This is a genomic window from Pseudomonas sp. VD-NE ins (genome assembly GCF_031882575.1).
GTDB lineage: Bacteria > Pseudomonadota > Gammaproteobacteria > Pseudomonadales > Pseudomonadaceae > Aquipseudomonas > Aquipseudomonas fluorescens_BZ.
Window position 1 is genome coordinate 3157829 of the sequence record NZ_CP134772.1, and the last position, 25059, is coordinate 3182887.

A 25059-nucleotide genomic window follows, 5' to 3' on the forward strand; every position below is an offset into this window, starting at 1 on the left:
GCCTCTTTGTCCCCACGTCAAAGCGTGGTGATCTGTCCGTTGCGATCCAGTTCATACACCTTGTTGCCCTGCAATTTCTCCTTCAGCCATCGCTCGGCTTTACCCAGAGGCCGCTGCCGCGCCCACAGCAAATCCACACCAATCTGCCAGTCCGTATGCGGATACGCCGAGAGCTGCAGTTCCACCAGCTCACCCTTGGCCAGTTCGCGCTGAATAAGCTGCCGGGGCAGGGTGGCCCAACCGAGTCCGGCGCGGACCATTTCCAATAGAGCCAGATAGCTTTCCGCTTGCCACAACTGGGTCGAGCGCAGGTATTCGCTGCTCGGCAGTTTGCTCGCGTGGGCACTGAAGGCCAGGCGGCGATGGACGTGCAGGTCGTCGAAGGTGACGTTGTCGAGTTGCGCCAATGGATGCTCGGGGTGGCAGACGTGCAGCATGATCAGTTTGCCCAGTTGCTGGAACGCCAGCTCCTTGGGGTAGCCGGGCTGTGAGAAAGCCACGCCGAGTACCGCTTCACCGCTGCTGACCAGTTCGCTGACGTCGCCATACACCGGATGGCGGATGATCAGGTCGACGAAGGGGAACGCGGCTTCGAAGGCTTTGAGCACCGGCATGATCGGGCCGTACGGCGTTTCAATGGCGAGCGTCAGGCTGGTTTCGACGTTGTCCGCAAGGCAATCGGCGTGGGCTTCGAAGGTCATGCAGCGTTCGAGCACGGCTTCGGCCTGCACCAGCAATTTGTGGCCGCTGGCGGTGAGGGCAGGGCTGCGGTTGCTGCGGTCGAACAGGTCGACGCCGAGGTCGGTTTCGAGGTTGGCAATCGCCGCGCTGATGGTCGATTGGGTCTTGCCCATTTGGCGCCCGGCGGCGGAGAACGATCCGCTTTTGACCACTTGGACGAACATCAACAGTTGATCGAGTGAGAAGCGCAAGCGGTGGACTCCTGGGTCGAAAATAAAGGTTTGGAGCGGCTGATGAATGCCTGATTGTGCCATCGAAAAAAGCGATGGTTGCTAATTTGTTTCATCGTAATAAACGTTCAACCATGGCCCCGCGTCAAACGATCTCCGGGGCGGATCTACCCTTCAAACGCCCCTGAGCATGCCCGCGATCTCAACAGATGCCGCACCTTCAGGAGCGTGTGAAATGACTACACAACGCATTCATCCGGTGGACGAGGTTTTGCCACTGCGACAGCTGTTCACGTTTGGCTTGCAGCATGTGCTGGTGATGTACGCGGGAGCGGTGGCGGTGCCGCTGATTCTCGGCAGTGCGATGGGGCTGACCTCAGCGCAGGTGGTGTTGCTGATCAACGCCAACCTGTTGACCTCGGGTGTGGCGACGTTGATTCAAACCCTCGGTTTCTGGAAGTTCGGCGCGCGGCTGCCGCTGATTCAGGGCTGCTCGTTCATAGCCCTGGCGCCGATGATCATGATCGGCAAGGAGTTCGGACTCAGTCAGATTTTCGGTGCGGTGATCGCCGCTGGCTTTATCACCATTGCGCTGGCGCCGGTGTTCAGCCGCTTGCTGCGTTTTTTTCCACCGGTGGTGATTGGCAGTCTGATCACCATTATCGGCATCTCGCTGATGCCGGCGGCGGCGATCTGGCTGGGCGGTGGCAATCCCGACTCACCGGATTTCGGCAATCCCGCGAACTTGTTGCTGGGCCTGGCCACGGTCAGCGTAACGCTGGTGATTTACGCCAAGTTCAAGGGCTTCATCGGCAACCTCAGCGTGCTCATTGGCTTGTTCGTCGGCAGTCTGATCGCAGCGGCTTGCGGTATGACTCACTTCAATCGGGTCAGCGAAGCCGCATGGTTTGAGCTGAGTGCGCCGATGGCCTTCGGCGCCCCGGAATTCGCACCGGTGCCGATTCTGATCATGACCCTGGCGATGCTGGTGATCATGGCCGAGACCACCGGCAACTGCCTGGCGATCGGCAAATTGACCGGCAAACCGACTACGCAACAAACCCTCGGCAATGCGTTTCGCGCCGATGGGTTGTCGACCATGCTCGGCGGCTTGTTCAACAGCTTTCCTTACAACGCCTTCACCCAGAACACCGGTTTGATCGCGCTTTCCAATGTGAAAAGCCGCTTCGTCGTCGCCGCCGCCGGGGCAATCATGGTGCTGATGGGTTTGTTCCCGAAACTCGGCGCGTTGATCGCCGCGGTGCCGACGCCGGTGCTCGGTGGCTGCGCGATTGTGATGTTTGGCATGACCACGGTGGCGGGGATTCAGGAACTGTCGCGGGTGCAATTCGAGGGCACTCGCAACGGCATCATCGTCGCCGTATCGGTAAGTGTCGGCGTGCTGCCGATGTCCTTTCCGGCGCTGTTCGAACACGTCGGCCCGACCCTGAAACTGGTGCTCGACAGCGGGATTTTCCTCGGAGCGATCACCGCCATTGTCCTCAACATCCTGCTCAACAACGATAAAAAATCGACCGAAACCATCGGCGCTGAACTGGCCGACTGACTGTTTGTTTTCCACTGCCCAGGAGTTACTCATGAATCAATTCACTCAGCTCATCCCGGCCGGCGTCAGCGAGCTTGATCTGACCTTGCTGCGCCAGACCATCGCCTTGTCCGAGGCATCGAAGCAACGCGGTCGCCATCCGTTCGCGGCATTGGTGGCCGACCGCAAAGGCAAGGTGATTGTCGAAGCGGGAAATAACTCGATGCCGCCGGAAGGCGATCCGACTCAGCATGCGGAGTTGGTGGCAGCAGCGGCAGCGGCAAAACTGCTGTCGCCGCAAGAGCTGGAACTGTGCACGCTGTACACCAGCGCCGAACCTTGCTGCATGTGCGCCGGCGCGGTGTATTGGACCGGGATCGGGCGGGTGGTTTATGCCTTGTCGGAGCATGCGCTGCTGGAATTGACCGGTGACCACCCGGAGAACCCGACGTTCTCGCTGCCGTGCCGCGAGGTGTTCGCCAAGGGGCAGCGCAAGGTCAGTGTGTTCGGGCCGATGCTAGAGGGCGAGGCGGCTGAGCCGCACAAGGGGTTTTGGTTGTAACCGCTTTGAAACGCAGCTCGGGTTGCGCTATCTAGAGACGTAAGAGCACTTGCTCGCCGAGAGGGAAAAGGTGCGAGTTTTGGAACTGCCAGCCCTCGGCCGATGCCGAAGTAGTAACCAGAACGAGGGCAAAGCAATGACTGAAGAAACAGTACAATTTCCAGAGGAAGAGGTACCGGATCAATCGACGCCTGCGCATTCCACAGAGGAAGAGCAAAAGCGCCTTAAAGATTTTAACAAGGAAGGCATCCCGCCCGGCAGCTGCTGATCGGTAGGCACTGGCTCGGGCCACGTACCTTCGGCGCGTCGCTTTGCGACGCGACATGAGGCGTTGGCCCGTGCCTGTGCGGCCATCGGCGGGGATTTCAAGCGTGTGTGTCTACGCTGAGTGTCATTTGGATCAATGTTGCCTGCAGCGCGTGGAGGTTGCCAGCGCATACAGAAATCTGATTTTGAATCTCGATTGTTCTTTGAGCCTTCTCTTCTTCTGGCATATTCATTCTTTCGGTTTTAGCCAGCTCTGCTTTGCGAGTTGCAAGTTGTTGCTGTATCTCGGCAATTTGTTTTTTTATGAGCTCGACTGCACTAATAGGCTGTTTGACCGTATTAACTCCTTTTTCGCTGGAATCAGTCCTAATCTTGTCGTCGCTTGTGGTTTTCTTCGTAAGCGATAGATGATTTTGCGAATCTGATTTTATGTGTTGGTTGTTCTCTGGTTTTTTCTTATAGGTGGTTGCTCTAATTGCGCTGATTTTTGGCATGGTTAATTCTCTTGGCTTTCTCGCCTATAGGGCGGTGGGGCTATTGATCTCACACGGTTGCGCGTGAGTGCTCACTGCGCCTTTTATGGTAATGAGCCTTTTGCGTGTGGATATAGGAATTGTCTTGTTTTTATGCGCCATGGCTAGACGCGCAGAAACCACAAGGCTCTGAATAAATCAGAGCCTTGATGTTGAAGATTGAAGAATTGAACGTGTTATTTCGATGTGTCTACGCTGGTTGAGCAAGAAAGCCTGTAATGCTCATAGTTCAAATCCTTCAGTCGTTCTGGCAGCTTGTAAGGGGCAGGGCAACTTTTACCCTGCCACTTGATTGTAATAATGCCTTGATCTTTGGTAACAAGTGCTAACGCCTTGCCGGTAGGGTCGGAAAGCGCCAGTTGTTTACCATCGGCGTCCATCAATACGGCTCCGAATGGGAGGGGTTTGCCCTCGGCATCGTAGAGTTCGAACTGGATCCGTCTCCCTTTGCTGCCTTCGAAGCGCGCGAGCACGACTGAACCTCGTCTCGGTACGAGTTGTTGAGTGGCGTTGTCCAACTCGATTTCAGCGCCCAGATTTCGTGTGTCCAGCGTCACCCAGTTCACGCGATAGGGCTGTGCATTTGGAACGACGGCATAGCCGTTGAGGCCGGTTTTCACGCCGGAGTAGCTGCTGACTTCGACCCCGGACATGCCAGGCACTTCCACCAGTGCGAATGTTTCGCCGACGGTCTGGCCCATGTTGATTCCACCCGCGTGGGCCACGATCGATCCGGCCGCGCTCAGGTTCTGTGATTCATAACCGCTGCCTCGGCTGTAGCCCAATCCCAGATCACCCATCGCTGTACGGGTACTCAGGCTCAGTGAGCCGGAGCGATCACCTTGCACACTGCGGCCGGTCTGTACGGAATAGTAGGTGTCACTGTCTTCAGTCAGATAACCATTGATCCCGGCTTGCGTACTGGTGCCGGCGTTCTGATGATTGCTGGAAATATAGGCACGAGGCGCGCGAGGTGTCGATCCGAGCGGGAATGAGATCGAAACGCTCAATTGAGTGTCGTGAGTGGTGTCACCGCGTGTGCCGAATTCCTCGGTTTTACTCAAACTTATGTTGTAGTTCAGGTCGCGCCAATTATTGTTGTAACCGGCAGAAAAGCTGCGCGAGCCACCGCGATCCCAATAGCGCTGATCACTGGCATTCAAGTACAGCGAGCCGTACTGGCGCGCTTCGCCCAGGGTCTGGTTGACCGTGAGGTCGGTACGGGTTTTGGCGTTACCTGCGCGCCGCGTAGCGCCGGTGCTGGTGTCCTGAACGTGGTCGGTCAGCGTGCGGTAACCCTCGGTCGAATAACGATAGGCTGCGAGGGTGAAGCTGGTATCGGTGCCGGTGAAGGTTTTTGCATAGAGCGCGCGTACGCTGCTGCCCTGGGTCGTTTTGCCAAATGCCTTGCTGGACGATTGCGTGAGGTCCAGCGACATCGCGCCAATCGAAGTGTTCTTCGCCGCACCAACTGAAAGCGCCTTGAAACCGTTGCTGGCCTGAATGCCGGCAATGCCTGTCAGGTTGCTGGTCAAACCGTAGGCGAAAGTGCCGCCCAGGAAGGCCGGCTTGTCATAGCCTTCGCTGTTGTTGTTGAATTTGCCGCTCGACAGGCTGTACTTCAACTGTCCCTCACGCACCATCGTCGGCAGGGCGGAGAACGCCTGCCGGGTGACCTTGCGCCGACCATCCGCCTCGACAATGGTGATCTCCAGATCGCCATTGGAACCCGATGGATAGATATCACTGATCTCGAACGGCCCCGGCGGCACGTTGGTGGTGTAAAGAATGTAGTTATCCTGGCGGACCTCGATCTTCGCATTGGTTTCAGCCACGCCACGAATGATTGGCGCATAGCCGCGCTCGCTGTCTGCGCGCATGCCCTCATCAGAGGCTACCTTGACGCCTTGATAGCGCACGCTGTCGAACAGGTCTGAGTCGGAAAAGATTTCACCCGCGCTCAGTTGCCCCTTGATCGCCGTGAGGTCGCGCTGGATGAAAGTGCGGTTGCTGACAAACCGATTGGGCCGGCCGGTGGCACTGCTCAGATTGGACTCGTTACGCAAACGCCAGGCACCGAAGTTGATGCCGTTGCGCAGCCCCAGATTATTGGAGATCTGCGTCGAGTAATCGGTTTTGCTGCGGGTGCTGCTCAACTGATAGTTGATGAATCCGGCGGCCACGCCATCGTCCCAAAGCTCTGGGTCAACATAGCCGCGCATGCCGCGTGCCATAGCAACCTGCGGCACGCTGATATTGAGGCGCAGGCGGTTGGCGTCAAAACTGATACTGGCTTGCTCGATCATCGACGCAAGATCGTAGTGATCGGCAGGCCGTTGCTCATCAACCAGACCTTGCTCACGCAGTTTGCGCATGTCCACACCCAGCTGCTGTAACAATTCCAGGGTGATACGTGGCTCGACTTTGCCGTTGAGCGGGTTGGCCGCGAAATCAACGTCGCGACGACCGACCAGCGTGCCGTTGCTGAAAACGTCAACGCGATATCGGCCAGGCAGAACGCTGTTGGCATTCAACAAAGGCTGCAGATCGACCGCCGATGAACCTTCCAGAAACAAGGTATTGAACGCTTCACCCGCTACCGCGGCGGGGCCTTCGGCACCCATGGCGAAGCCACAAATGGCCATGTTGATGGCAAAGCACAATGGATGCAGGCAGCCCAACGCCGTTTTGTTTTTATGGCGCGCAACGTGATGCTTTACACAACTTGAAGATGTGTGGTGTTGGGAGGAAAACATGCAATTTGCCTTATCAGTCCGTGTTGCTTCAACCGGAGTCCGGAACTCGTAAATAGCTTGTGAATTGGCGGGGTGGGGCGGGGAAGTTACTGGGCGGATGCATCTTTCACGCGCTCGGCATGACTTTCGGTAGCGCTGAGTGGTGCATCGAATCGTTGTTGTGCGCCGTAATCATTAATGGCTGAAAACGTCAGACGCGGAGATCCAGGTGGCAACTCTTTCAAGTTGAATGAACGAACTTCGCCCGGAGCGATCATTGTCGAATCAATCACCAGTTCCGCTTTATTTCCAGCAGCGACTTTCAGGTCGGCCAGCGATACGTGGTAATTGCTTTGATTTTTTACTTTCAGTACCGGCTTGCCAGCTTGCGTGATCAGTTGCCATACCAGTTGCACCGGCGCTTGCGCGGCGTCACCGGTGAGTCCGTCCGGGCGGAAGAACACCTTGATGCGCTGACGCACCGCCAGTTGCAGCGTATTGACGTCGGCAGCACTGGCCTGAGGGATTTCCTGCACGTTCAGCCACACCACCGACTCTTTGTCCGCAGGCATGCCGCGGCCTTCATAGAGAATCCTCAACAGTTGCTGTTGATTGGGTTCGAGTCGGGCCAGCGGTGGAGTCACCGCGAATGGCGGCGCGCTGCCAGCCGTGTCGCCGGCATCCAGCCACGATTGCGCGAGGATGGTTTGCCCGCCGTTGCGCACGGTGACGTTTGCCTCTTTGTGCGCGCCATCGAAAATGATCCGGGTGGAACTCAAGGAGATGCTGGCGAATACCGAGTGCGTCATCAACACCCCGGCAAGCCCCAGGCACAGCGGAAAATAGCGACTTAACATAGTTTTCACCGATTGATCTGGTGGGGAAGGACGAGGCACAGCGGCCCCGTCCAGGTATTGCGTGCTGCTTATTCGTATTCGAGAACGAACGGCAGAGTGGCGTTACCGGTACCTGCAGTAGCGGTGGTCTTGTCGCCGGTGGTGACGTAAGCGGCTGCGAACGACAGGGTGCCGTCGCCGCCAGTGGTGCCGTCGCCGGTCAGGCTGGTCTGTACTTTGGCAGTGGCTTCGGAGCTCAGGTCGATCAACTGGCCGTTGCTGTCCAGCAGCGCGATGCCTACGCCTTTGGCCGCATCAGTACCTTGCAGCTTGAGAACTTTCTTGCCATCAACCAGGCCCGAACCGCCGTTGACGGTTGGTTTGAACAGCATCGACACCTTGGTGCCGGCGTTGCAGTTCACTTTCAGGTTGAAATCGTTGGCAGCCACGCGACCAGCACCCGGGGCAGAATCGGTGCCCATGTCTTTGATCGATACGCTGCCCATGTCCACGGCAATCATCTTGTCGCTACCCGAAGCGCCATCTACCGAGCAGGCATCGTTGTTGATGACGCCGGTGAAGCTGATTTGACCGCTGCCGCCCTTGACGGCTTTAGCGGCTTCTTCTGCAGCCAGTGCGCCAGTGGAGGCAGCCAGTACGGAAAGAGTGAGTACTGCGAAAGCGAACTTTTTCATGTTTATATCCGAAGTTATTGTGAAGTGCTGCATTTGAAATGCCTGGCCATGTTAGGTCGGTGATGGCGGTGGGTCTTTGAGAATTGTCTTAAAGCGTCGCAAGTGCGAGTTATTCAGCAATGTCGGAAGTGCGTGTTTATATTTTCAGTCAATTGTACTGCGGACTAAATGAGACAATTCTCAAAGTCGCACGGGCTCTGTCTGGTTAGTATTCGCGGACGCAGAAATTCTCAGTCAATGCAAAGTTTGTGAACGGTCTTTCTGCTTGAAAGATAATTCAGACGTTTTTGCTATTAATGGCTGATAGAAAGAGGTTCCCGGTTTGTGAACACGCTTCGTATATTGGTATTGGAAGATCACGCCTTCCAGCGCACGGCTGCGGTCAGCGCGCTTAATAGTCTGGGTTACAAAAATATCTTTCAGGCGGCTGACGGCAAGGATGCGCTGGCTGTGATCTCCCAGGCAGGAGGTGTGGACGTTGCGTTGTGTGACTTGAGCATGGCCGGGATGGATGGTTTGACCTTTCTGCGCCTGGCGAGAGAGGCCGGATTGATTCGCGCAGTGATCATCTGCAGTTCACTGCCTGAGGACTTGTTGCGCACGGTTGATCGAATTGTCACGTTGCAGGGCCTGGAATTGCTTGGCAGTGTCGGCAAGCCCTTGATGGTCGATGTACTGGCGCCATTGCTGGCTCGCTATCGGCCGCACAGCCAGGTCGATGCCAAACTGGCGGAAAGTCATCTCGATCAGCCTACGGAGAACGAAGTACTGGAAGCGATACGCCGGCAGGAATTTCGCGCGTACTTCCAGCCCAAGTTTCATCTGCGCAGTGGTGAGGTGGATGGCGCCGAGGTGCTGGTGCGCTGGCAAAGCCCCAGTCGCGGATTACTTTCGCCGGGTATGTTCTTGCCAACGATCGAGCGTTGCGGGCTGCTCGACGAAATGTTTTTCAGCCTGCTCACGCAAGGACTGAGTCTGCAGCGTTTTGTGCAGTCCCACGGCAAGCCGTTCAAGCTCGCCTTCAATCTCGACGTGACGCAGATGGCCAACCCGAATCTTGTCGACCGGATCAAGGCACTGTTGCGCATTCACGGCGCCTCGCCAGCCGGGCTCATATTCGAGCTGACGGAAACCGGTCTGCTGCAGATGCCCGAGATCAGCATGGAAAACATGGTGCGTCTGCGCATGCTCGGCTTCAGCCTGGCGATCGATGATTTCGGTGTCGGCTACTCTTCGCTGGAGCGACTGTGTCAGATGCCGTTCAACGAAATCAAACTCGACGCCGGTTTTGTGCAGAATTTCCAGCAGGCTCGCTACAGTGCGGTTATCCACGGTGCACTGGCCTTGGCGCGCGAGCTGGACATGCGAGTGGTCGCAGAAGGCATTGAAACCGCAGATCAGGTCCATCACCTGGCTCGACTCGGTTGCCAGTGGGGGCAGGGTTTCTTCTATGCCCGACCCATGAATTGGGCGCACCTGGTCGATTGGCGTTTCGAGGGTCAAAAGTCGTCCTGGCGCCGCGCAATAGGCACGTCCGACCTTTGATGAGTGCGCGCGGTCTGACTTTTGGGACAAAGCCCTATTTCTTCACGTCCTCAAAACAATCATCATGTGCCGAGAAATCAATCAGATGCACCTGAATGCTTCGGTGATGCCCGGGATCTGCTGCGGTTGCCAAGTGCTGATGATCCTTCAACCCTCCTCATCATGGAGTTGCTCATGCATTGGTCAGTCGTGAATCCGTTACGCGTTGCCATCCTTGATGATCACTCGCTCATACGTCTGGCGATGAAATCGCGGCTGACGCGCGAAGCCGAATTCAGTGTCGTGGGCGTGTACGCGAGCAGTGCGCAGTTGCTCGCTGGATTGCGCGAGACCGAAATCGACCTGCTGATACTCGACTACAAGCTGCACGATGGCGAGCTGGACGGGCTTAATCTGATTCGCCTGCTGCGCAAGCAATATCCGGGCATGCGCATCCTCGTCTCATCCTCCGAAGAGCGCCCGGCGGTAGTGAACATGGCGATCGGAGCGGGTGTCAGCGGATTCTTCGGCAAGTCCCAGCCAGTCGATGACCTGATCACTGGCATCCGCTGCGCAGCGTCCGGCCAGTTGTACCTGTCGCCGGCAATGGCCTTCGAACTTGATGTGCTGCCTGTGTCGGTCGATGAGCCTGCTGGTGCCAATGATGACGGTGTGGCGCACAGCGACGATTTCCTGAGCAATCCTTTGCTCTCGCCGAAAGAGAAAGAAGTCTTGCGCTGCTGCCTCGAGGGTATGGGGGTGACGCAGATCGCTTTGAAGTTCTCGCGCAGTCGCAAAACCATCAGTGGGCAAAAACAGGCCGCTTTCAAAAAGCTTGGCATTCGTGGTGATGCAGAGCTGTTCAAGTTGCAGCACAGCCTGACAGCCGACAACCAGGGATAACTCGCTTATGTTTCATCTGTTGCGCGGTGTTTTGCTCGTCAGTGTGCTTTTCGTATTCGGTAGCGAGTCGTTGTGGGCAGCAGAGCCGCGCACTCTGCAGGTGTTCGGTCGATCAGACTGCAAGGAAGTGCAGGTCGATCTGGGCAATGAAGACTGGAGTTGGCTACGGCAGAAACGCAGCCTCGTATTGGGATCGGCGCTTCCGGATTTTCCGCCCTATGTCATGACCGCCAGCGGTACGCGTTATGAGGGGATTGCCGCCGACATTGCCTGCATTATCGGTCAGGCCCTGCATGTCGAAGTTACCGTCAAGGCATATCCCGACCGTCGCGACGCCATGGCGGCGCTTGAACGCGGCGACATCGATATGTTGGGCAGCTCCAACAGTTTCGAGTTGATCGACGGCCTCGTCACGCTCAGTAACCCTTATGTCGAAGACGTGCCGGCAATGTTCATGCGCGGCGATGATCGTCGACCGATGCCGGCCAATCTGGCCGGTTTGCGTATTGCGGTTGCCGACGATTACCTGCCATCCAGTCAGTTGCATGGGTTGTATCCCAACGCCGAGTTCGTACTTTTCCCATCGAACGAGTTGGCACTGGCTGCGCTGGCCTTTGGCAAAGTCGATCTGTTTCTGGGCGACACGGTGTCCAGCAACTATCTGATCAACCTCAACTACTTCAACTATGTGCGCCTGCACTCTTTCGTCAAAACGCAAACCAACGGTTTCAGCTTTGCCCTGCGCCGAGGGAATGATCAATTGTTGCGTCTGATCGACTCGGTCATTGAGTCGATTGGTGAGGGCAAGATAGCCGAAATCACCAAGCGCTGGTCCGGTGGCGGCGGGGCACTGACACCCAAACGTATCGATCTGACACCCGGCGAAGCACGCTGGCTTGAGCTGCACCCGGTCGCGCGGTTCGTGATCAATGACGACCAAGCGCCATTTGCGTTCTTTGATGGCGATGGCAACTTTGGCGGAATCGGCGCCGATCTGCTGGAACTGATTCAGCGGCGCACTGGTTTGCAGATCGATGTAGAGCGCACCGACAGTTTTTCCAGCTTGAGCACGCGCCTGCTTGATGGCAGCGCTGATATCTCGTTGCTGACGCCAACCGTCTCCCGTGAAGTCGGTATGCGTTTCACCCACCCGTTCCTCGCCAGTCCCTTTGTGATCGTCACCGCCAAGGAAGCTGGCGCGCCTTCAAGCCTGCAGGAGCTACGCGGCAAGCGCGTCGCCGTCCCCGAGAGCTCCGCAGAGCGTGAGCTGCTCAAGGATTATCCCGACATTGAAATTGTCGACAACGAGACAGTGCTCGGCGCTCTGGCTGACGTGAAGGATGGGCGAGCAGACGCGATGATTACCACGCTGCACAGTGCGCGCTATTACATCGCTCACATCTACAGTGACAGTTTGCGCATCTCCAACATCGTCGGCATGAACAAGGGTTTTCTCGCCTTCGCCTCCCGACGTGCCGATACCGAACTGGTCAGCATTCTGAACAAGGCTCTGCTGAGCATTCCACCCGATGAGCTGGACGTAATCCTCAACCGTTGGCGCCCCATTGCTGCGTTCTCGGGCTTGTCATGGCGCGATTACAAGACGTTGATCTACCAGATCAGCGCTGGCGCTTTCTTGATTATCCTCGGATCGCTGGCGTGGAATTTCTATATTCGCCGGCAGATTCGCGAGCGCAGTCGGGCAGAGCGCTTGCTCGGCGATCAACTGAAGTTCATGGGGGCGCTGATCAACGGCACGCCGCATCCCATTTACGTTCGCGATCGGGAAGGTCGGCTTGTCACCTGCAATAACAATTATCTGCAAACGTTTGGCCTGCTGGAAAAGGACGTGATCGGAAAGACCGTGCTCGAAAGCGGCAAGCGCAATCGCCAGGAAGCGTTGCAATTTCACGATGACTATCTGCGTGTCATCGAGCGGGACGAACCTTACGAGGTGGATCGCACGCTGCATGTCGGTGAAACGCGGCTGATCATTTATCACTGGATCCAGCCTTATCACGACACGACGGGCGAAGTCAGAGGCGTGATCTGCGGCTGGATCGACATCAGCGAGCGCCGCGAACTGATCGAAGAGTTGCGTTCGGCGAAAGAGCTGGCCGATGAGTCGAGCCGCGCCAAAACCACATTCCTGGCGACCATGAGCCACGAAATCCGTACGCCGATGAGCGCCGTGATCGGCATGCTTGAACTCACACTCAAGCGCGCCGAGCAGGGCCACTTCGATCGACCGGCGATTGAAGTGGCCTACGACTCGGCCAAAGGCCTGCTGGAACTGATCGGCGATATCCTCGATGTGGTTCGCATCGAGTCTGGGCACGTCAGTCTTTCGCCGAAACGCGCCAACCTGCGCGAACTGGTGGAGTCCGTGGCGCGGGTGTTCGACGGCCTGGCCAGGCAGAAGAGCCTGGTATTGAAACTCGATATCGACGCCACTGTCGGCTGTGACGTACTGGTTGATCCGATGCGCTTCCAGCAGGTGCTCTCGAACCTGGTCGGCAATGCCATCAAGTTTACCGATACCGGGCATGTCAGCGTCTCTATACGCGGCCAACGCCTTGCTGACGAACGGTTGCAGGTCGACTTGAAAGTCGAGGACACAGGCATCGGCATTTCCAGCGCTGATCTGCAGAACCTGTTCCAGCCGTTTTCGCAAGCCAATCACGGCCCCTCGAACCGGGGCGGCACCGGTCTGGGGTTGGCGATTTCACGCTCGTTGTGCGAGTTGATGGGCGGGCGACTGAATATAACCAGCACCTTGGGCAAGGGCACCTGCCTGGAAGTGTCGCTGTTCTTCAATATCCTCAGCCCGCTCGGCGGCAAGGTGCTGCCTGTCTCGGTTGTCCAGGACAAGCCAGTGCCGACGCTGCGGATTCTGGTAGTGGATGACCAGAGCGCCAACCGCCTGTTACTGACGCAGCAGCTCAGCTTTCTTGGTCAGGCGGTGCGTGATGCTGCCGATGGTGCGCAGGCATTGGCATTGTGGCGCTCTGAGCCGTTCGACATTGTGATCACGGACTGCAACATGCCGGTCATGAACGGCTATGAACTGGCCCGCACCATCCGCCAGGACGAACGCGACAGTGGTGGCGCGCCGTGTATCGTCTTGGGCTTCACAGCCAACGCGCAGCCGGAAGAAAAAGTGAAATGCCGAGAGGCGGGGATGGATGACTGTCTGTTCAAACCGATCAGCCTCAGCACCTTGTCGACCCTGCTTGCCGGCTGGGAAAAAGATGTCGAAACCGAGCCAGTTGAGAGCCCGCCTGCGACGGGTACCAAGGAGCTGGGATCGATTCGCGAGCGTCTGAACGAGCTCACCGGAGGCGACCTCGACATGATGAAAGAACTGCTGCGCGAGGCGCTGTCGAGTTGTGAGAAGGATCTGGAGGAGCTGCATTCGCTGATACCCGAAAGCGATCCCGGGTTGTTGGCTGACCTGGCACATCGGATCAAGGGCGCGGCGCGCATCGTCGCCGAGCATCAGGTCATCGAGGCGTGTAACGACCTTGAGGCCGAGTGCGAAGCGCCGGTCATCGATCCACTGGATATCAATCGCAGCGCGTTGAAGCTTGAGCATGCACAGGCTGATCTGATCAAGAAAATCAAACGGGTCGAGCTGTAATCCGTATTGACGCAGGGCCCTGCTGACTGGCCCTGCATTGAAGGGGACGTTAAAGATCATTTTGCAACGGGCGATACCTTGGTTAATAACCATGGAGTTTCGCGATGATCATTCGACGTCCTTTATTGATTGCCTGTCTCTGCCTGCTGGGTTTTGACACCGTCAGCGCGGCCCAGTCTGCGCCCGTCAGCGGAGTGATTCGCTTCAATGGACGGATTGTTGAGGCAAGTTGCACGGCGAGTGGCGCCAGCCATGCTTCTGTCGAGCTGCTTGATTGTCCGCAGGCGAGCACCGGTCAGATATTCTCGGTGACTAACGTCAGTGCGGCAGGCCGGGGTGAGCCGCGCCAGCAAGTGTTCGTGAAGATGATTGCCGATTCCCACGAGCAGGAAAAATATTACGACCAGCGTTTGCTGCTCACGGACAACAACGGCCACCCGATAATGACTGGCAATTACGTCGTGACGCTGACGCTGCCTTGATGGACTGAGAAAGAATGAGTTTGCGCCCCTTGTTTCAAGGTTACTGACAACAAGGGGCGTTAATAATGAGAATTGTCTGGTTCGTACACAACCGTCCCGCGCTTCTGGCATTGCGCCGCTCGCCACCGCTGCAAAACCCCTCCCTCCAAAGACTTTGAACCATGCCGTGCCCCGCTAGCGCGGGCTTGTCAGCAAAGTGTGGTTTTCGTTCAGCGATCCCCGTGCTCATTTTGAGACAAGTCTCATATCGGACTGGTTGGCCCTTGGTTATTTTCTTGAAAGGAAGAATGGAGCTGCCAAAGGTGTCCGATGTTTCTTGAAAATAACCGAAGTCGATCCTTGCGGATCCTGATCGCCGATAACGACGTGCGTAGAGGTCTGTCGATTGAACAACAGTTCAACAAGCTGGGCTGTCTCAGCGTAGTGAACGTCTGTACTTATCGTGACCTGAGAGTACTGACGTATTACTGCCCCCAACGGCTCAGCCTGGTCGTGGTCAATGCTGAGTTGCTCAACGAGATGGCGATGGATCCGCTCGATTTTTTTGGGGAAAACCCGCTGATTCGTCACCTGCTGATTTTCAACCCCAGTGATGATCATCAGTGGTCGAAGACTTTTTTCAACCCGCATCCGCAACGCTGGATGCGTCTGGTCTCGAAAATCGATCTGCCGCGATTGGCGGATTTTCTGATGCTGGCCGACCCGACGCTCAAGGAGCTGGCGGAGCCGGCCTCATCCGATTCCACGCTTCCTTCAGGTGCAAACCGCTAGCTGTTGCGCCTTCCCGCGGTAATCCGTTTGTGCTTTGAGGTGCTATTTCCCAGCGCCTGCTGTGCTGCCCACTCGTTTGCCCCATTGTCTTGAATACACTCTAAGGTAAGCATCATGCTGCTTCGTAAACTCAATCTCGCGCCGCGTTCGGCGCTGTGTTTTGGCTTGTTCTGTCTCATGATTATCGCGATCGGTCTGATCGCCTTGCAGCAAGTCGACTTGCTCAACAAGGCAGAGACCTATGTCGAGACGACCATCGTGCCAAGCATCAAGCTGCTCGGCCAACTGGATCGTGAGTTCATCGAAATCAAGGGCAATAACGCCCGCCTGCGCAACCCTATCGAAACCCCTGAGCGTAAGGCTCAGGCCTTGATGGACATTCAGCAGTCGCGTCAGCTGATCAAAAATCATCAGCGAGCGCTTATTGATCTGCTGGCAACTGACGCCGGGCGTGAGGCCTTCGAGGCGTTTGCCAAAGCACAACAAGTCAATGATCAGGCGCAGGACCAATACCTTGAAACCGTGGCAAAAGGGCAGCTTGAAGCGGCCATTGCGCTGTCAAAGAATCAGATGCGTGCCGCCTCGGACGGCGTGCAGGTCGCGCTCAAAAAGCTGATTGCTCTCAACGAGATCGAAGCATATGAAGCGGGCAAGCAGGCCGACAATGTCTACGAACACACGCTATTGATCGTCAGTGTGTTCATTGTCATTGCCATCGGTGCTTCCTTGGCCCTGGCGGTGTTGTACACGCGCAGCCTGACGGTGCCGATTGCAGGCTCGCTGAGGGTAGCGGAATGCATCGCTGCCAACGATTTGAGCGAAACCATTGCGCTGGATGGTTCCGATGAGGCGGCGCAGATGCTGTCGTCATTGGCGGCGATGCAAACCAGTTTGCGTGATGCGCTGATCATGATCCGTGACTCGTCCACGCAGTTGGCCGAAACCTCGGAAGCCATGCACGGCGTTACCGAAGATATTTCGCGTATCACTCAGCGTCAGAGTCATGAAATCGAAATGGCCGCCACCGCCGTGACTGAAATGAGTGCAGCGGTGGAACAGGTTGCGGACAACGCCGCATCGACCTCGCAACTGACGTCGGAATCAAGCGCCGCAGCCATTGCCGGCAAAACCCAGGTCAGCGAAACGGTCGCGGCAATCAATCTGATGGTTTCCAGCGTGCATAGCACCTCGGCAGAAGTGCAGGCGCTTTCTACGATGGCGAGCGATATCAGCAGCGTGCTGGACGTGATCCGAGAAGTCGCCGAACAAACCAATCTGCTCGCTTTGAACGCGGCCATCGAAGCAGCGCGGGCGGGGGAGGCGGGCCGTGGCTTTGCCGTGGTTGCTGATGAGGTGAGAGGGCTGGCGCAACGTACGCAGAAATCGACCGAGGACATCGAGTCCATGGTCAGCTCCATTCAGTCGGGCACCAGTCGGGCGGTTTCTTCCATGAGCCACACCCGCTCTCAGGCCGAAAGAACGCTCGAGATGGCCAATATCGCCGGCGAAGTGCTGACCGACATTACTGGCTCACTGAATCTCATCAATGAACGAAATCTGCTGATGGCGACCGCTGCCGAAGAGCAGGCTCAGGTTGCGCGTGAAGTGGATCGCAGCCTGATCAGCATTCGCGACTTGTCCTGTGAAACCGCAGAAGGATCGAAACAGACGGCTGTTGCCTCGGCGGAGCTCTCGCAGTTAGCGGCGTCGCTGAACAAATTGACCAAGGAATTCAAGCTCTGACTGTGAGCATAAAGCCCTGGTTGCCAGGGCTTTTTTATCAGTGCTTGATCGGTGAAGTGAAGTCTTGCGCATCGGGTGCAGAATTCTGAGCTGGCGATGCGGTTTGTGCCGTCAGTTGTTCAATGCAGGTGGCGAGTTGTTTTTCATAGCTTTCAAGCACGGCTTCGGCTTCAGCTTCGCGCTCATCACGCAAGCGAAAGAAGTCGTCGCGACTGAGCTGATCCGCTACGAGGCGGATATTTTGCTCGATGATCGCGCACAGAGAATCTTCGTCCTCTAACGCGGCGCTGGTTTGCGCCGCGCGTTGAGTGTTTTCGAGCTCCGTCTTTGCCGCCTCGGCGGCCTGCACTTGTTCCTTCGTGGTAAGCAGATCGGTTTCCAGGGCTTGCTTCTGTTCTGCCAGACGCTTGAGTTCTGCGCTCATTGACTGGATAGCATCGGCGCGGTGGCTGAGCTGGACCTCCTGTTGCTGCACCACAGCCTTCAGTGGAAACAGTTCATTGAGCTGGTAACCGGCGACCACAGTCACGGCGATCAGCGCCAGTGCCAGAATCGTCAGGCAGTAGATGGCGGCGTTGCTCTGGGGTTTTGGACTATTGAGGGTATCGAGCGCTCTCACGGAATCGTTTCTCCTATCAAGAGCCGCCAGTGTAATGGCCGAGTTTCGTTGTGCCTTTAAGACGAGTCTTAAAATCGATGCCCACACGGCGCGCCATACCGAATTATTAAATAGAGCTTCTTATTCAATCGTTCATATAAAGCCATGAGAATTGTCTTGTTCTTGAATAATTAAAGGCTTTGCGTTAGAGCATATTTTTTATTATCGTCCTGCTCCGATCGCGGTAGTTTTCTGTCGAAAATATTCGCGCACTCGTCCCACTATTCAGTTGTTTGCTAGCAAGGCAGCTACAGAGAGAGTGTTATGAAGTTTCTCCATATTTTAATTGTTGGATTCTTATATTCGCTGCCCTTAAATGCAATGGCGGCGGTTTGCGAGTTTTATCCCAACCATGCCATGGGCAATCTCTATATTACCCTTCCGGCCACGATCTCGGTGCCGCGGGATACACCCATTGGCTCGGTTATCTATGAAAGCCCGATCGTGACCATGGGATCTATTCCCAGTTCGTTCAAGTGCTCTGCGGTACACAATGAAGGTGTGCGCAATTCCAGGGGCGTCACCAATGCAGGTGCGCGGACTTTTCCTCTTGGAAATACCGGGATCGGCTGGCAATGGATTCGACCGCCATCGGGCAAAGTATGGAAAGGCTTTCCTGGGGATAGTGACGTCGCTGGCAATTGGGGATGGAACGGCAGCCAGCACATGTTGCGGCTTATAAAGACGGCAAATCTAACCGGTGGTACGACGATAAACTCAGGCCAACTGGGGAAGTTTGTCGCTGCTGAGATCGAGCCTTTGGCAATGAATATAACCGGCACGCGGATCGTCTCACAATCTTGCGAAACACCCGATGTGAAAGTGGACATGGGTAGCTATACCCTGAGCGATTTTTTCCAGAACGGTGCCTATGGCAAGGAGCAGCTCTTCTACCTTGGTTTGAAAAACTGTCCTCCTGGAATAAATAACTTCAGGTTCTCCTTTTCGCCCACTGCGGGCAGCCCTGCGTGGGACGCTGATACGGGCGTGGTAAACCTGAACAGTAATTCCACTGCAAAAGGGTTGGCACTGCAGATGCGCTTTAGTGACAGGACGCAGCTCAAACTGAATCAGAGGTACATACGGAAAGCGCCCACAGAGCAAGGCGGGAATGATTCTATAGGCTTGCAAGCGCGCTTTGTGCGCATTGAACCTTCCAATGCGCAAATGAAGGCGGGCAATGCCAATGCCGAAATTGCCTTTGTCGTTGAGTATCTATGAGGAGGCCAACAGCTTCTTCACCTCAGCCACAATCACTTCAATGTCGAAAGGCTTGGGCAGCACCACGTCAAACAGATCCGAGCGCTGCATGCCAATGTGCGCCTGCGCTCCACTCATGAGAATGATCGGCAGGTGTTTGACGGAAGGCTGGGCACGCACGGCTTCGGCGAATTCGAGGCCGTCCATGACCGGCATCATGAAGTCCGTGATGATCAGTGCTGGCCGTTCTCTCTCCAGCACTTCGAGGGCTTTTTTGCCATTGCTGGCCGTCACCGTCATGAAGCCTTCATCCTCCAGCGCAAAGCCAAGAATGTCAGCAATCAGATACTCGTCGTCGACTACCAGGATGGTGGTCATGTTATTTCAACCCGCTCGAAGACTTACGATATTGAACCAGGCAATGACTCAGATGAGACGGAAGGTTCATTTCTCAAAGCCTTTTCCAGGAACACATCTTGATCACGGATGACTACCTCGAACCGCGAAGGGTTATAGGAGCTATCACGTATCTTGAGAATGGAAAGCGTCCTGCGAAGTTCAGCGTGATTTTCAAAGAAACGCATGAGAATCAGGTTGTCGGCAATACTGGACAGGTCGGAATTCGGTGCGCTGACCTCGGAGCCGAACAGATCGCGCATTTCCCAGGAGGCGAAGACCGTGACGCCTCGGGATCGCAACTCGTTCATCAGTGCACTGAAAAAGTCGGTGATGCGTTCCGGTGTGGTTGAAACCCGAGTCATGCCGCTGAGGCTGTCGATGAACAGGCGTTTGATACCTTTTTCATCCACCAGGCTCAGCAGGCGCGCACCGAGGGCGTCCAGCAAGCCCTCGGTGGTCGGCTGCCAGGCAATGCTCAGCGCACCGCTGTGTTCCATTTGTTCAATATCGATGCCCAGCGAATGGCCTTTGAGTCGTAGCCGTTGCGGGCTCTCATAGAAACCGAAATGCAGGCCCGGCGCTTCGGTCGTCGACTGCGCGAGAAACTTCAGACCCAGCGTGGTTTTGCCGATCCCGGAAGGCCCCATGACGAGCGTGACGCTGGAGCTGTGCAAGCCGCCACCGAGGATGTCGTCCAGCGAAGCGATGCCGCTGGGAATGCGTGTCATGTCTGCGCTGTCGGGGGCGGAAGGGCGCTTGTACAGACTTTCCAGGCGCGGATAGACCACGAGGCCGTTTTCGGTGATCTCACACTCGTGAACACCGGTCAAGGCGCAGCTGCCGCGGGTCTTGCGCAGGTGAATGCGTCGCACCGATCGCGTGCCGAACAGCTCTTCGCCCATTTCGATGACGCCGTCGACCATCGTGTGTTCCGGACTGCCGTCGTCCAGGCGCGAGCTAGTGAGAAACAGCACGGTGCAACCGGCGAATGCCGCATGGCCTTGCAGTTCGGAGATGAATTTTTTCGTGTCGATCGGTGAGTCGGCCTTCGAGCGGGCGTTGAGCAAACCGTCGACGACCATGACCGTCGCTTTCTGCCGGCTGATTTCGCGCCGCAGCAGTTTCACCACTTCATCGAGGCCTTCGTTTTCCAGCGTATCGAAAGCGCTGACAAACTGTATTTCAGCGCCCACTCGGGATGCGTCGAAAAAACTCATGGTCGACAGAAACTGAAACAGTCGGTCGTGAGACTCGGCCAGCAACGTCGCGACCAGAACGCGACCGCCATTGCGGGCATGATTGAAGCCGAGCTGATTGGCGAGGATGGTCTTGCCGGAACCGGGGCGGCCCTGAACGATGTACGAAGCACCCGCGACCAGGCCACCCTGAAGCAGCGCGTCGAGCCCTTCGATTCCGCTTTGAAGGCGTTTTAGCTTTTCCACTTTGCGACCCTGATCTGAAAAAACAGGCTTGTTAAGCCGAATGGGTGAAATGCTAACGCCATTTCCATTTCAGGGCCATGCCGGTGGAGGGAAAGTAGCGTTGGAACATATGGTTTTGGCGTGTTCCACGCCCCCGTGACTTCTGCCAAACCTTTCGAAAACGGTGCCCATCCAGGGCACCGTCATTAATCGAGAACTCAACCCGTTTCAAATCAAATCTTCTGGCTGCATCGTCAAAATGATTTTCCCGACGTTCCCGGAAGACTCCATCCAGCGATGCGCATCGGCAGCCCGCGCTAGCGCAAACGTGCTATCTACAACCGGCTCAAGGCTTCCGGCACCCTCGAAGCGATCAAGCCAGTGCTCGCGAAAGCGTTTGATCATGGCGTGCTTCTCCGGTTGCGTGCGTGACTTCATCACCGTGCCGATGATTTGCAAGTGGCGGTAAAGAATGTCCTCCAGCGCCACCGTGACGTTGCCGCCACCGCCAAGGATGCCGACCTGAATCAGGCGACCGCCCTTGGCAAGGGACGCGATGTTGCGGGCGAAGTAGGGCTCACCGATAAAGTCGATGATCACATCGACGCCACGCCCCTGGGTTTTGTCGGCGATCACTTGAGCGAAGTCCTGCGTCTTGTAATCGATCGCCACGTCTGCGCCCAAATGCTCGACACGCGCCAGCTTGCTGCCTTCGGTGGTCGCATACACCGTGGCGCCGGTGGCGTAAGCCAACTGCACCGCAGCGGACCCGACGCCGCCAGCGGCCGCATGAATCAACACCGAATCGCCAGCCTTGAGTCGAGCCAGGTGCATCATCGCCTCATGGGCCGTGACGAAGACCTCGGGAATGGCCGCCGCGTGTACATAATCAAGCTGCGCAGGGATGTGCATGGCCATGCGGTAATCGATGCGTGCCAGCTCGGCGTAGGCACCGCCGCCGACCACGCCCATGACGCGATCTCCGACCTCGAACCCGGTCACCGCGCTACCTTTGCCGATCACTTCGCCGGCGATTTCCAGGCCGATGATCAGCGAGTCGCCGAAATTCGGATGGCCGTACCCACCGGTTCGATGCGTCAGATCCGCTCGGTTCACTCCGGCGGCATAGACACGCACCAGCAGGTCGTCAGGACGGACTTCAGGATCGGCGACCTCGACGAGTTCGAGGACGTCTGGCGCACCAAATTCTCTGATGTTGATGGCTTTCATTCAGTTGTTCTCCGTTTCGCTGAACGTGGCGTTGGCAATAGCAGAAGCAGTGATGGCGCCAGGGAAGCCCACATAGAAAGCCAGGTGCGTGATCGCTGCCGCCAGTTCGTCGTGGGTCACACCGTTGCCAGTCGCGCGGCGTAAGTGGGCAGGCAACTCTTCCGAGTGACCAGCGGCTATCAATGCCGCCACGGTGATCAGGCTACGGTCGCGCGGGGACAGCGCCGGGTCACTCCAGATTTGCGGATAAAGCGTCGAGTCGACGAATTGCGACAGCTTTGGCGTGAACGCGCGCGCGGCTTCGCGAGGACTGCTGAAATTGAGCTTGGACATGGGCGAGTTCCTTAAACCTGGCTGATGAATTTGTGGGTCAGATAGTGCTCGATGCCTTCAATGCCGCCTTCGGAGCCGTGACCGCTTTCTTTCATGCCGCCGAACGGGAGCTCGGTCGCGACGATGCGGTATTGGTTGATGCCGATCATCCCGGCCTCTAATCCGTCGGCGACGTCAATGGCCGTGCGCGCGCTGGAGGTGAACGCGTAGGCCGAGAGTCCGTAGGGCAGGCGGTTGGCTTCTTGCAGTCCATCGGCCAGTTCATCGAACGGCATCAGCACGGCGATGGGGCCGAAGGGTTCTTCGTGCATGACGCGGGCGTTCATCGGCACATCTGCCAGAACGGTGGGCTGGAAGAAGTAGCCCTCGCCTGACAAGGCTTCGCCACCGACCAATACCCGTGCACCTTTTTCGACGGCATCGGCGACCAGTTCCTCCATTTTTGCCAATTGCCTTGGGTTGGCCAGAGGGCCGACCTGAGTATCCGGATGCAGGCCGTCACCGATTCTCAGGGCTTGGACCGCCGCGACAAAGTGATCGACAAAGGCTTGATAGGCGCCACGCTGGATCAGAAACCGAGTGGATGAAATGCACACCTGCCCAGTGCCGCGAAAGCGGTTGGCGACACCTTCGATAGCGGCTTTTTCGATGTCGGCATCCTCGAACACCAGCACCGGTCCGTGTCCACCGAGTTCAAGGGTGATGGGCTTCACGCCTTCGGCAGCGCGTGCAGACAGCAGGCGACCGATGGGCACCGAACCGGTGAAGGTCACTTTGCGAATGATCGGCGAGGCGATCAGATGGCTGGAGACTTGATCCGGTACGCCGAAGACCACTTGCAACACACCCTTGGGCAATCCTGCATCGTCGAGTGCACGCGCCAAGGCCAGTGCTGTGGAGGGACTTTCCTCACCGGGTTTGAGGATGACGCTGCAACCAGCGGCCAGCGCTGCCGAGAGCTTGCGTGCCGGGGTAATGGCCGGAAAATTCCACGGTGTGAATGCGGCCACTGGGCCGATGGCCTGGCGTTTGACCAGTTGCAACACGCCTGGACGGTTGGCCGGGACCACACGGCCATCGATACGCCGGGCGCTTTCGGCAAACCATTCGAAATACTCCGCCGCGCGAGTCACTTCATCGAGGCTTTCATTCAGCGGCTTGCCTTCCTCCAGGGTCATCTGCGCGGCGATCTGCGGTGCACGTTCGAGGATCAGGTCGGCGGCACGCTTGAGGATTTTTGCGCGTTGGTCAGGCACGGTCTGGCGCCATTGCTCGAAGCTCAGGCGAGTCACTTCCAAGGCGTGATCAAGATCGCCTGCGGTGGCGAGCGGGACGCGGCCGATTTCCCGGCCGGTTGCCGGGTTGACGACGGAGGCAGTATCGCGCCCTTCGGCACTGATCCACTCACCACCGATGAAAAGATAAAGCGGGTCGTAGGAAGTCTTCATGATGCGCCCTTCAGTTGGTTGTCAGAGATTCGTAAGAAGCCCGGCGCCTGTTCAGGCGGCCTGTGCAACCAAGTCTATGGAAGGAGGGCCCATTGATTTAGACGGGCCAAAGGGAATCATTGTTGTCGCCAGAGGTAATATCGAGTGTCGAGCCGAACGTGTAGCATCCGGAAAAAATGCGCGTTATCACGGGTGAGCGTCAGATCTACAGGAAGGTCGCGATGGATAAGCTTTCGAACATGTCGGTGTACATAAAGGTTGTCGAGATGGGCAGTTTCACGGCCGTGGCCAATCATCTGGATTCCACCGTCGGTAACGTCTCGCGTGCTGTATCGGCGCTGGAAAACGTGCTCGACGCACGCCTGTTGCAACGCTCGACCCGACGCCTGTCGGTCACCGATGCCGGGCGACGGTTTTATGAGCGCTGCACGAAAATCCTCGCTGATCTGGAGAGTGCCGAAGCCGAAGCCAGCAATGCCGCGCTGGAGCCTCGGGGAACACTGCGGGTGCATTGCGTTCCTGGGCTGGCCCGGCATCTGGTCACGGGGGCGGTGCTGGAGTACCGCCAGCAATTCCCGGAGGTGACGGTGGATTTATTGCTCTCGCAACGCATGCCAAACCTGTTGGAAGACCAACTGGACGTCTCGATTCTGATCGCCCGAGCGCTACCCGATTCGGCGTATGTCAGCCAGAAAATCGGTGTCAGCCATTGTGTGTTGGTGGCGTCGCCAGATTACCTGGCCAGTCATGCGGCCCCCGAGACGCCTGACGATCTGCGTGATCACCAGTGTCTGCTGTTGGGTACCGTCGACTATGTGCGGGACGAGTGGCAGTTGAAGAGCAAGGCGGGGGACGCGACATTTGTCCCGACAGGGGCAAGTTTCAGCGTTAACGATATGGATGCGATGGCACATGCCATTCGAGAGGGCGCGGGGATTGGCTTGCTGGCCGGGTTTACGGCCATCGATGATTTACGTTCCGGCAAGCTAGTGAGGGTTTTGCCTGACTACCATACCTATGAGCGCAACGTGTATGCCGTCTATACCTCTCGGCAGTTCGTCGATGCGAAAATCACCCGGTTTATTGAAACGCTGAAAGATCGGGTTGGCAGTCAGCTGGCAGCCACGGCCCAAGCACTGATCGATTGAAACGCCGCGGAGCAAAAAGGTATTTGCGCCTCGATGAGACCACTCTCCGAGGCGCAATGATCGGCGAACAGCTG

The 25059-nt window shown here is 56.9% G+C and carries 22 protein-coding genes; 11 read left to right on the plus strand and 11 right to left on the minus strand.

Annotated elements, in window-relative coordinates; all coding sequences use genetic code 11:
* Positions 1-17: 17 nt before the first annotated feature.
* Positions 18-932, minus strand: a complete 915-nt coding sequence (locus RMV17_RS13935) for a LysR family transcriptional regulator (RefSeq protein ID WP_311886891.1) — start codon at positions 930-932, stop codon at positions 18-20.
* 214 nt (positions 933-1146) lie between these two features.
* On the opposite strand from RMV17_RS13935, the gene RMV17_RS13940 reads away from it, so the two are divergent.
* The 3 genes from RMV17_RS13940 to RMV17_RS13950 all read left to right on the plus strand — a co-directional run bounded on the left by RMV17_RS13940 (position 1147) and on the right by RMV17_RS13950 (position 3287).
* Complete coding sequence (locus RMV17_RS13940) at positions 1147-2478, plus strand: nucleobase:cation symporter-2 family protein (protein WP_311886892.1); 1332 nt, start codon at positions 1147-1149, stop codon at positions 2476-2478.
* A 31-nt stretch (positions 2479-2509) separates the two neighbouring features.
* Positions 2510-3019: a nucleoside deaminase gene (locus RMV17_RS13945; RefSeq protein WP_311886893.1), complete on the plus strand. Its 510-nt coding sequence runs from the start codon at positions 2510-2512 to the stop codon at positions 3017-3019.
* A gap of 136 nt (positions 3020-3155) precedes the next feature.
* Entirely contained in the window at positions 3156-3287 is a 132-nt protein-coding gene (locus RMV17_RS13950) for a hypothetical protein (protein ID WP_268989375.1), read from the plus strand.
* Between the two features lie 97 nt (positions 3288-3384).
* Here RMV17_RS13950 and RMV17_RS13955 read toward each other — a convergent pair whose 3' ends face one another.
* The 4 genes from RMV17_RS13955 to RMV17_RS13970 all read right to left on the minus strand — a co-directional run bounded on the left by RMV17_RS13955 (position 3385) and on the right by RMV17_RS13970 (position 8085).
* Entirely contained in the window at positions 3385-3780 is a 396-nt protein-coding gene (locus tag RMV17_RS13955) for a hypothetical protein (RefSeq protein WP_095048993.1), read from the minus strand.
* Positions 3781-3995: 215 nt separating this feature from the next.
* Positions 3996-6464, minus strand: a complete 2469-nt coding sequence (locus RMV17_RS13960) for a fimbria/pilus outer membrane usher protein (RefSeq protein WP_409373133.1) — start codon at positions 6462-6464, stop codon at positions 3996-3998.
* Positions 6465-6661: 197 nt separating this feature from the next.
* Complete coding sequence (locus tag RMV17_RS13965; protein ID WP_311887048.1) at positions 6662-7411, minus strand: molecular chaperone; 750 nt, start codon at positions 7409-7411, stop codon at positions 6662-6664.
* A 68-nt stretch (positions 7412-7479) separates the two neighbouring features.
* Positions 7480-8085, minus strand: a complete 606-nt coding sequence (locus tag RMV17_RS13970) for a fimbrial protein (protein WP_311886894.1) — start codon at positions 8083-8085, stop codon at positions 7480-7482.
* A 324-nt stretch (positions 8086-8409) separates the two neighbouring features.
* On the opposite strand from RMV17_RS13970, the gene RMV17_RS13975 reads away from it, so the two are divergent.
* The 6 genes from RMV17_RS13975 to RMV17_RS14000 all read left to right on the plus strand — a co-directional run bounded on the left by RMV17_RS13975 (position 8410) and on the right by RMV17_RS14000 (position 17148).
* Positions 8410-9630, plus strand: a complete 1221-nt coding sequence (locus RMV17_RS13975; protein WP_077572905.1) for an EAL domain-containing protein — start codon at positions 8410-8412, stop codon at positions 9628-9630.
* Between the two features lie 174 nt (positions 9631-9804).
* On the plus strand, positions 9805-10512 hold the full coding sequence (locus tag RMV17_RS13980; protein ID WP_169841933.1) for a response regulator transcription factor: 708 nt from the start codon (positions 9805-9807) through the stop codon (positions 10510-10512).
* A 7-nt stretch (positions 10513-10519) separates the two neighbouring features.
* Positions 10520-14152 (plus strand): transporter substrate-binding domain-containing protein, encoded by a 3633-nt coding sequence (locus RMV17_RS13985; RefSeq protein WP_311886895.1) that lies wholly within the window; start codon positions 10520-10522, stop codon positions 14150-14152.
* 104 nt (positions 14153-14256) lie between these two features.
* Positions 14257-14634, plus strand: a complete 378-nt coding sequence (locus RMV17_RS13990; RefSeq protein WP_311886896.1) for a type 1 fimbrial protein — start codon at positions 14257-14259, stop codon at positions 14632-14634.
* A 339-nt stretch (positions 14635-14973) separates the two neighbouring features.
* Positions 14974-15405, plus strand: coding sequence for a hypothetical protein (locus RMV17_RS13995; protein WP_311886897.1), 432 nt, complete (start codon positions 14974-14976; stop codon positions 15403-15405).
* 114 nt (positions 15406-15519) lie between these two features.
* Positions 15520-17148, plus strand: a complete 1629-nt coding sequence (locus RMV17_RS14000; RefSeq protein WP_311886898.1) for a methyl-accepting chemotaxis protein — start codon at positions 15520-15522, stop codon at positions 17146-17148.
* Positions 17149-17185: 37 nt separating this feature from the next.
* On the opposite strand, the gene RMV17_RS14005 is transcribed toward RMV17_RS14000, so the two are convergent.
* Positions 17186-17854 (minus strand): hypothetical protein, encoded by a 669-nt coding sequence (locus RMV17_RS14005; protein ID WP_311886899.1) that lies wholly within the window; start codon positions 17852-17854, stop codon positions 17186-17188.
* 216 nt (positions 17855-18070) lie between these two features.
* Here RMV17_RS14005 and RMV17_RS14010 point away from each other — a divergent pair, with 216 nt between their 5' ends.
* A complete protein-coding gene (locus RMV17_RS14010; protein ID WP_311886900.1) occupies positions 18071-19027 on the plus strand; it encodes a fimbrial protein in 957 nt (318 codons plus the stop codon).
* Here RMV17_RS14010 and RMV17_RS14015 read toward each other — a convergent pair.
* The 5 genes from RMV17_RS14015 to RMV17_RS14035 form a co-directional block, all read right to left on the minus strand.
* Entirely contained in the window at positions 19022-19384 is a 363-nt protein-coding gene (locus RMV17_RS14015; RefSeq protein WP_095048986.1) for a response regulator, read from the minus strand. The genes RMV17_RS14010 and RMV17_RS14015 overlap by 6 nt on opposite strands.
* 23 nt (positions 19385-19407) lie before the next feature.
* A complete protein-coding gene (locus tag RMV17_RS14020; protein WP_311886901.1) occupies positions 19408-20847 on the minus strand; it encodes an ATPase domain-containing protein in 1440 nt (479 codons plus the stop codon).
* A 207-nt stretch (positions 20848-21054) separates the two neighbouring features.
* A complete protein-coding gene (locus tag RMV17_RS14025) occupies positions 21055-22056 on the minus strand; it encodes an NAD(P)H-quinone oxidoreductase (RefSeq protein WP_311886902.1) in 1002 nt (333 codons plus the stop codon).
* On the minus strand, positions 22057-22389 hold the full coding sequence (locus RMV17_RS14030; RefSeq protein WP_108224607.1) for a carboxymuconolactone decarboxylase family protein: 333 nt from the start codon (positions 22387-22389) through the stop codon (positions 22057-22059).
* An 11-nt stretch (positions 22390-22400) separates the two neighbouring features.
* Positions 22401-23837 (minus strand): NAD-dependent succinate-semialdehyde dehydrogenase, encoded by a 1437-nt coding sequence (locus RMV17_RS14035; RefSeq protein WP_311886903.1) that lies wholly within the window; start codon positions 23835-23837, stop codon positions 22401-22403.
* 221 nt (positions 23838-24058) lie between these two features.
* Here RMV17_RS14035 and RMV17_RS14040 point away from each other — a divergent pair, with 221 nt between their 5' ends.
* Complete coding sequence (locus RMV17_RS14040; RefSeq protein ID WP_123594610.1) at positions 24059-24985, plus strand: LysR family transcriptional regulator; 927 nt, start codon at positions 24059-24061, stop codon at positions 24983-24985.
* The last annotated feature ends 74 nt before the right edge of the window (positions 24986-25059 follow it).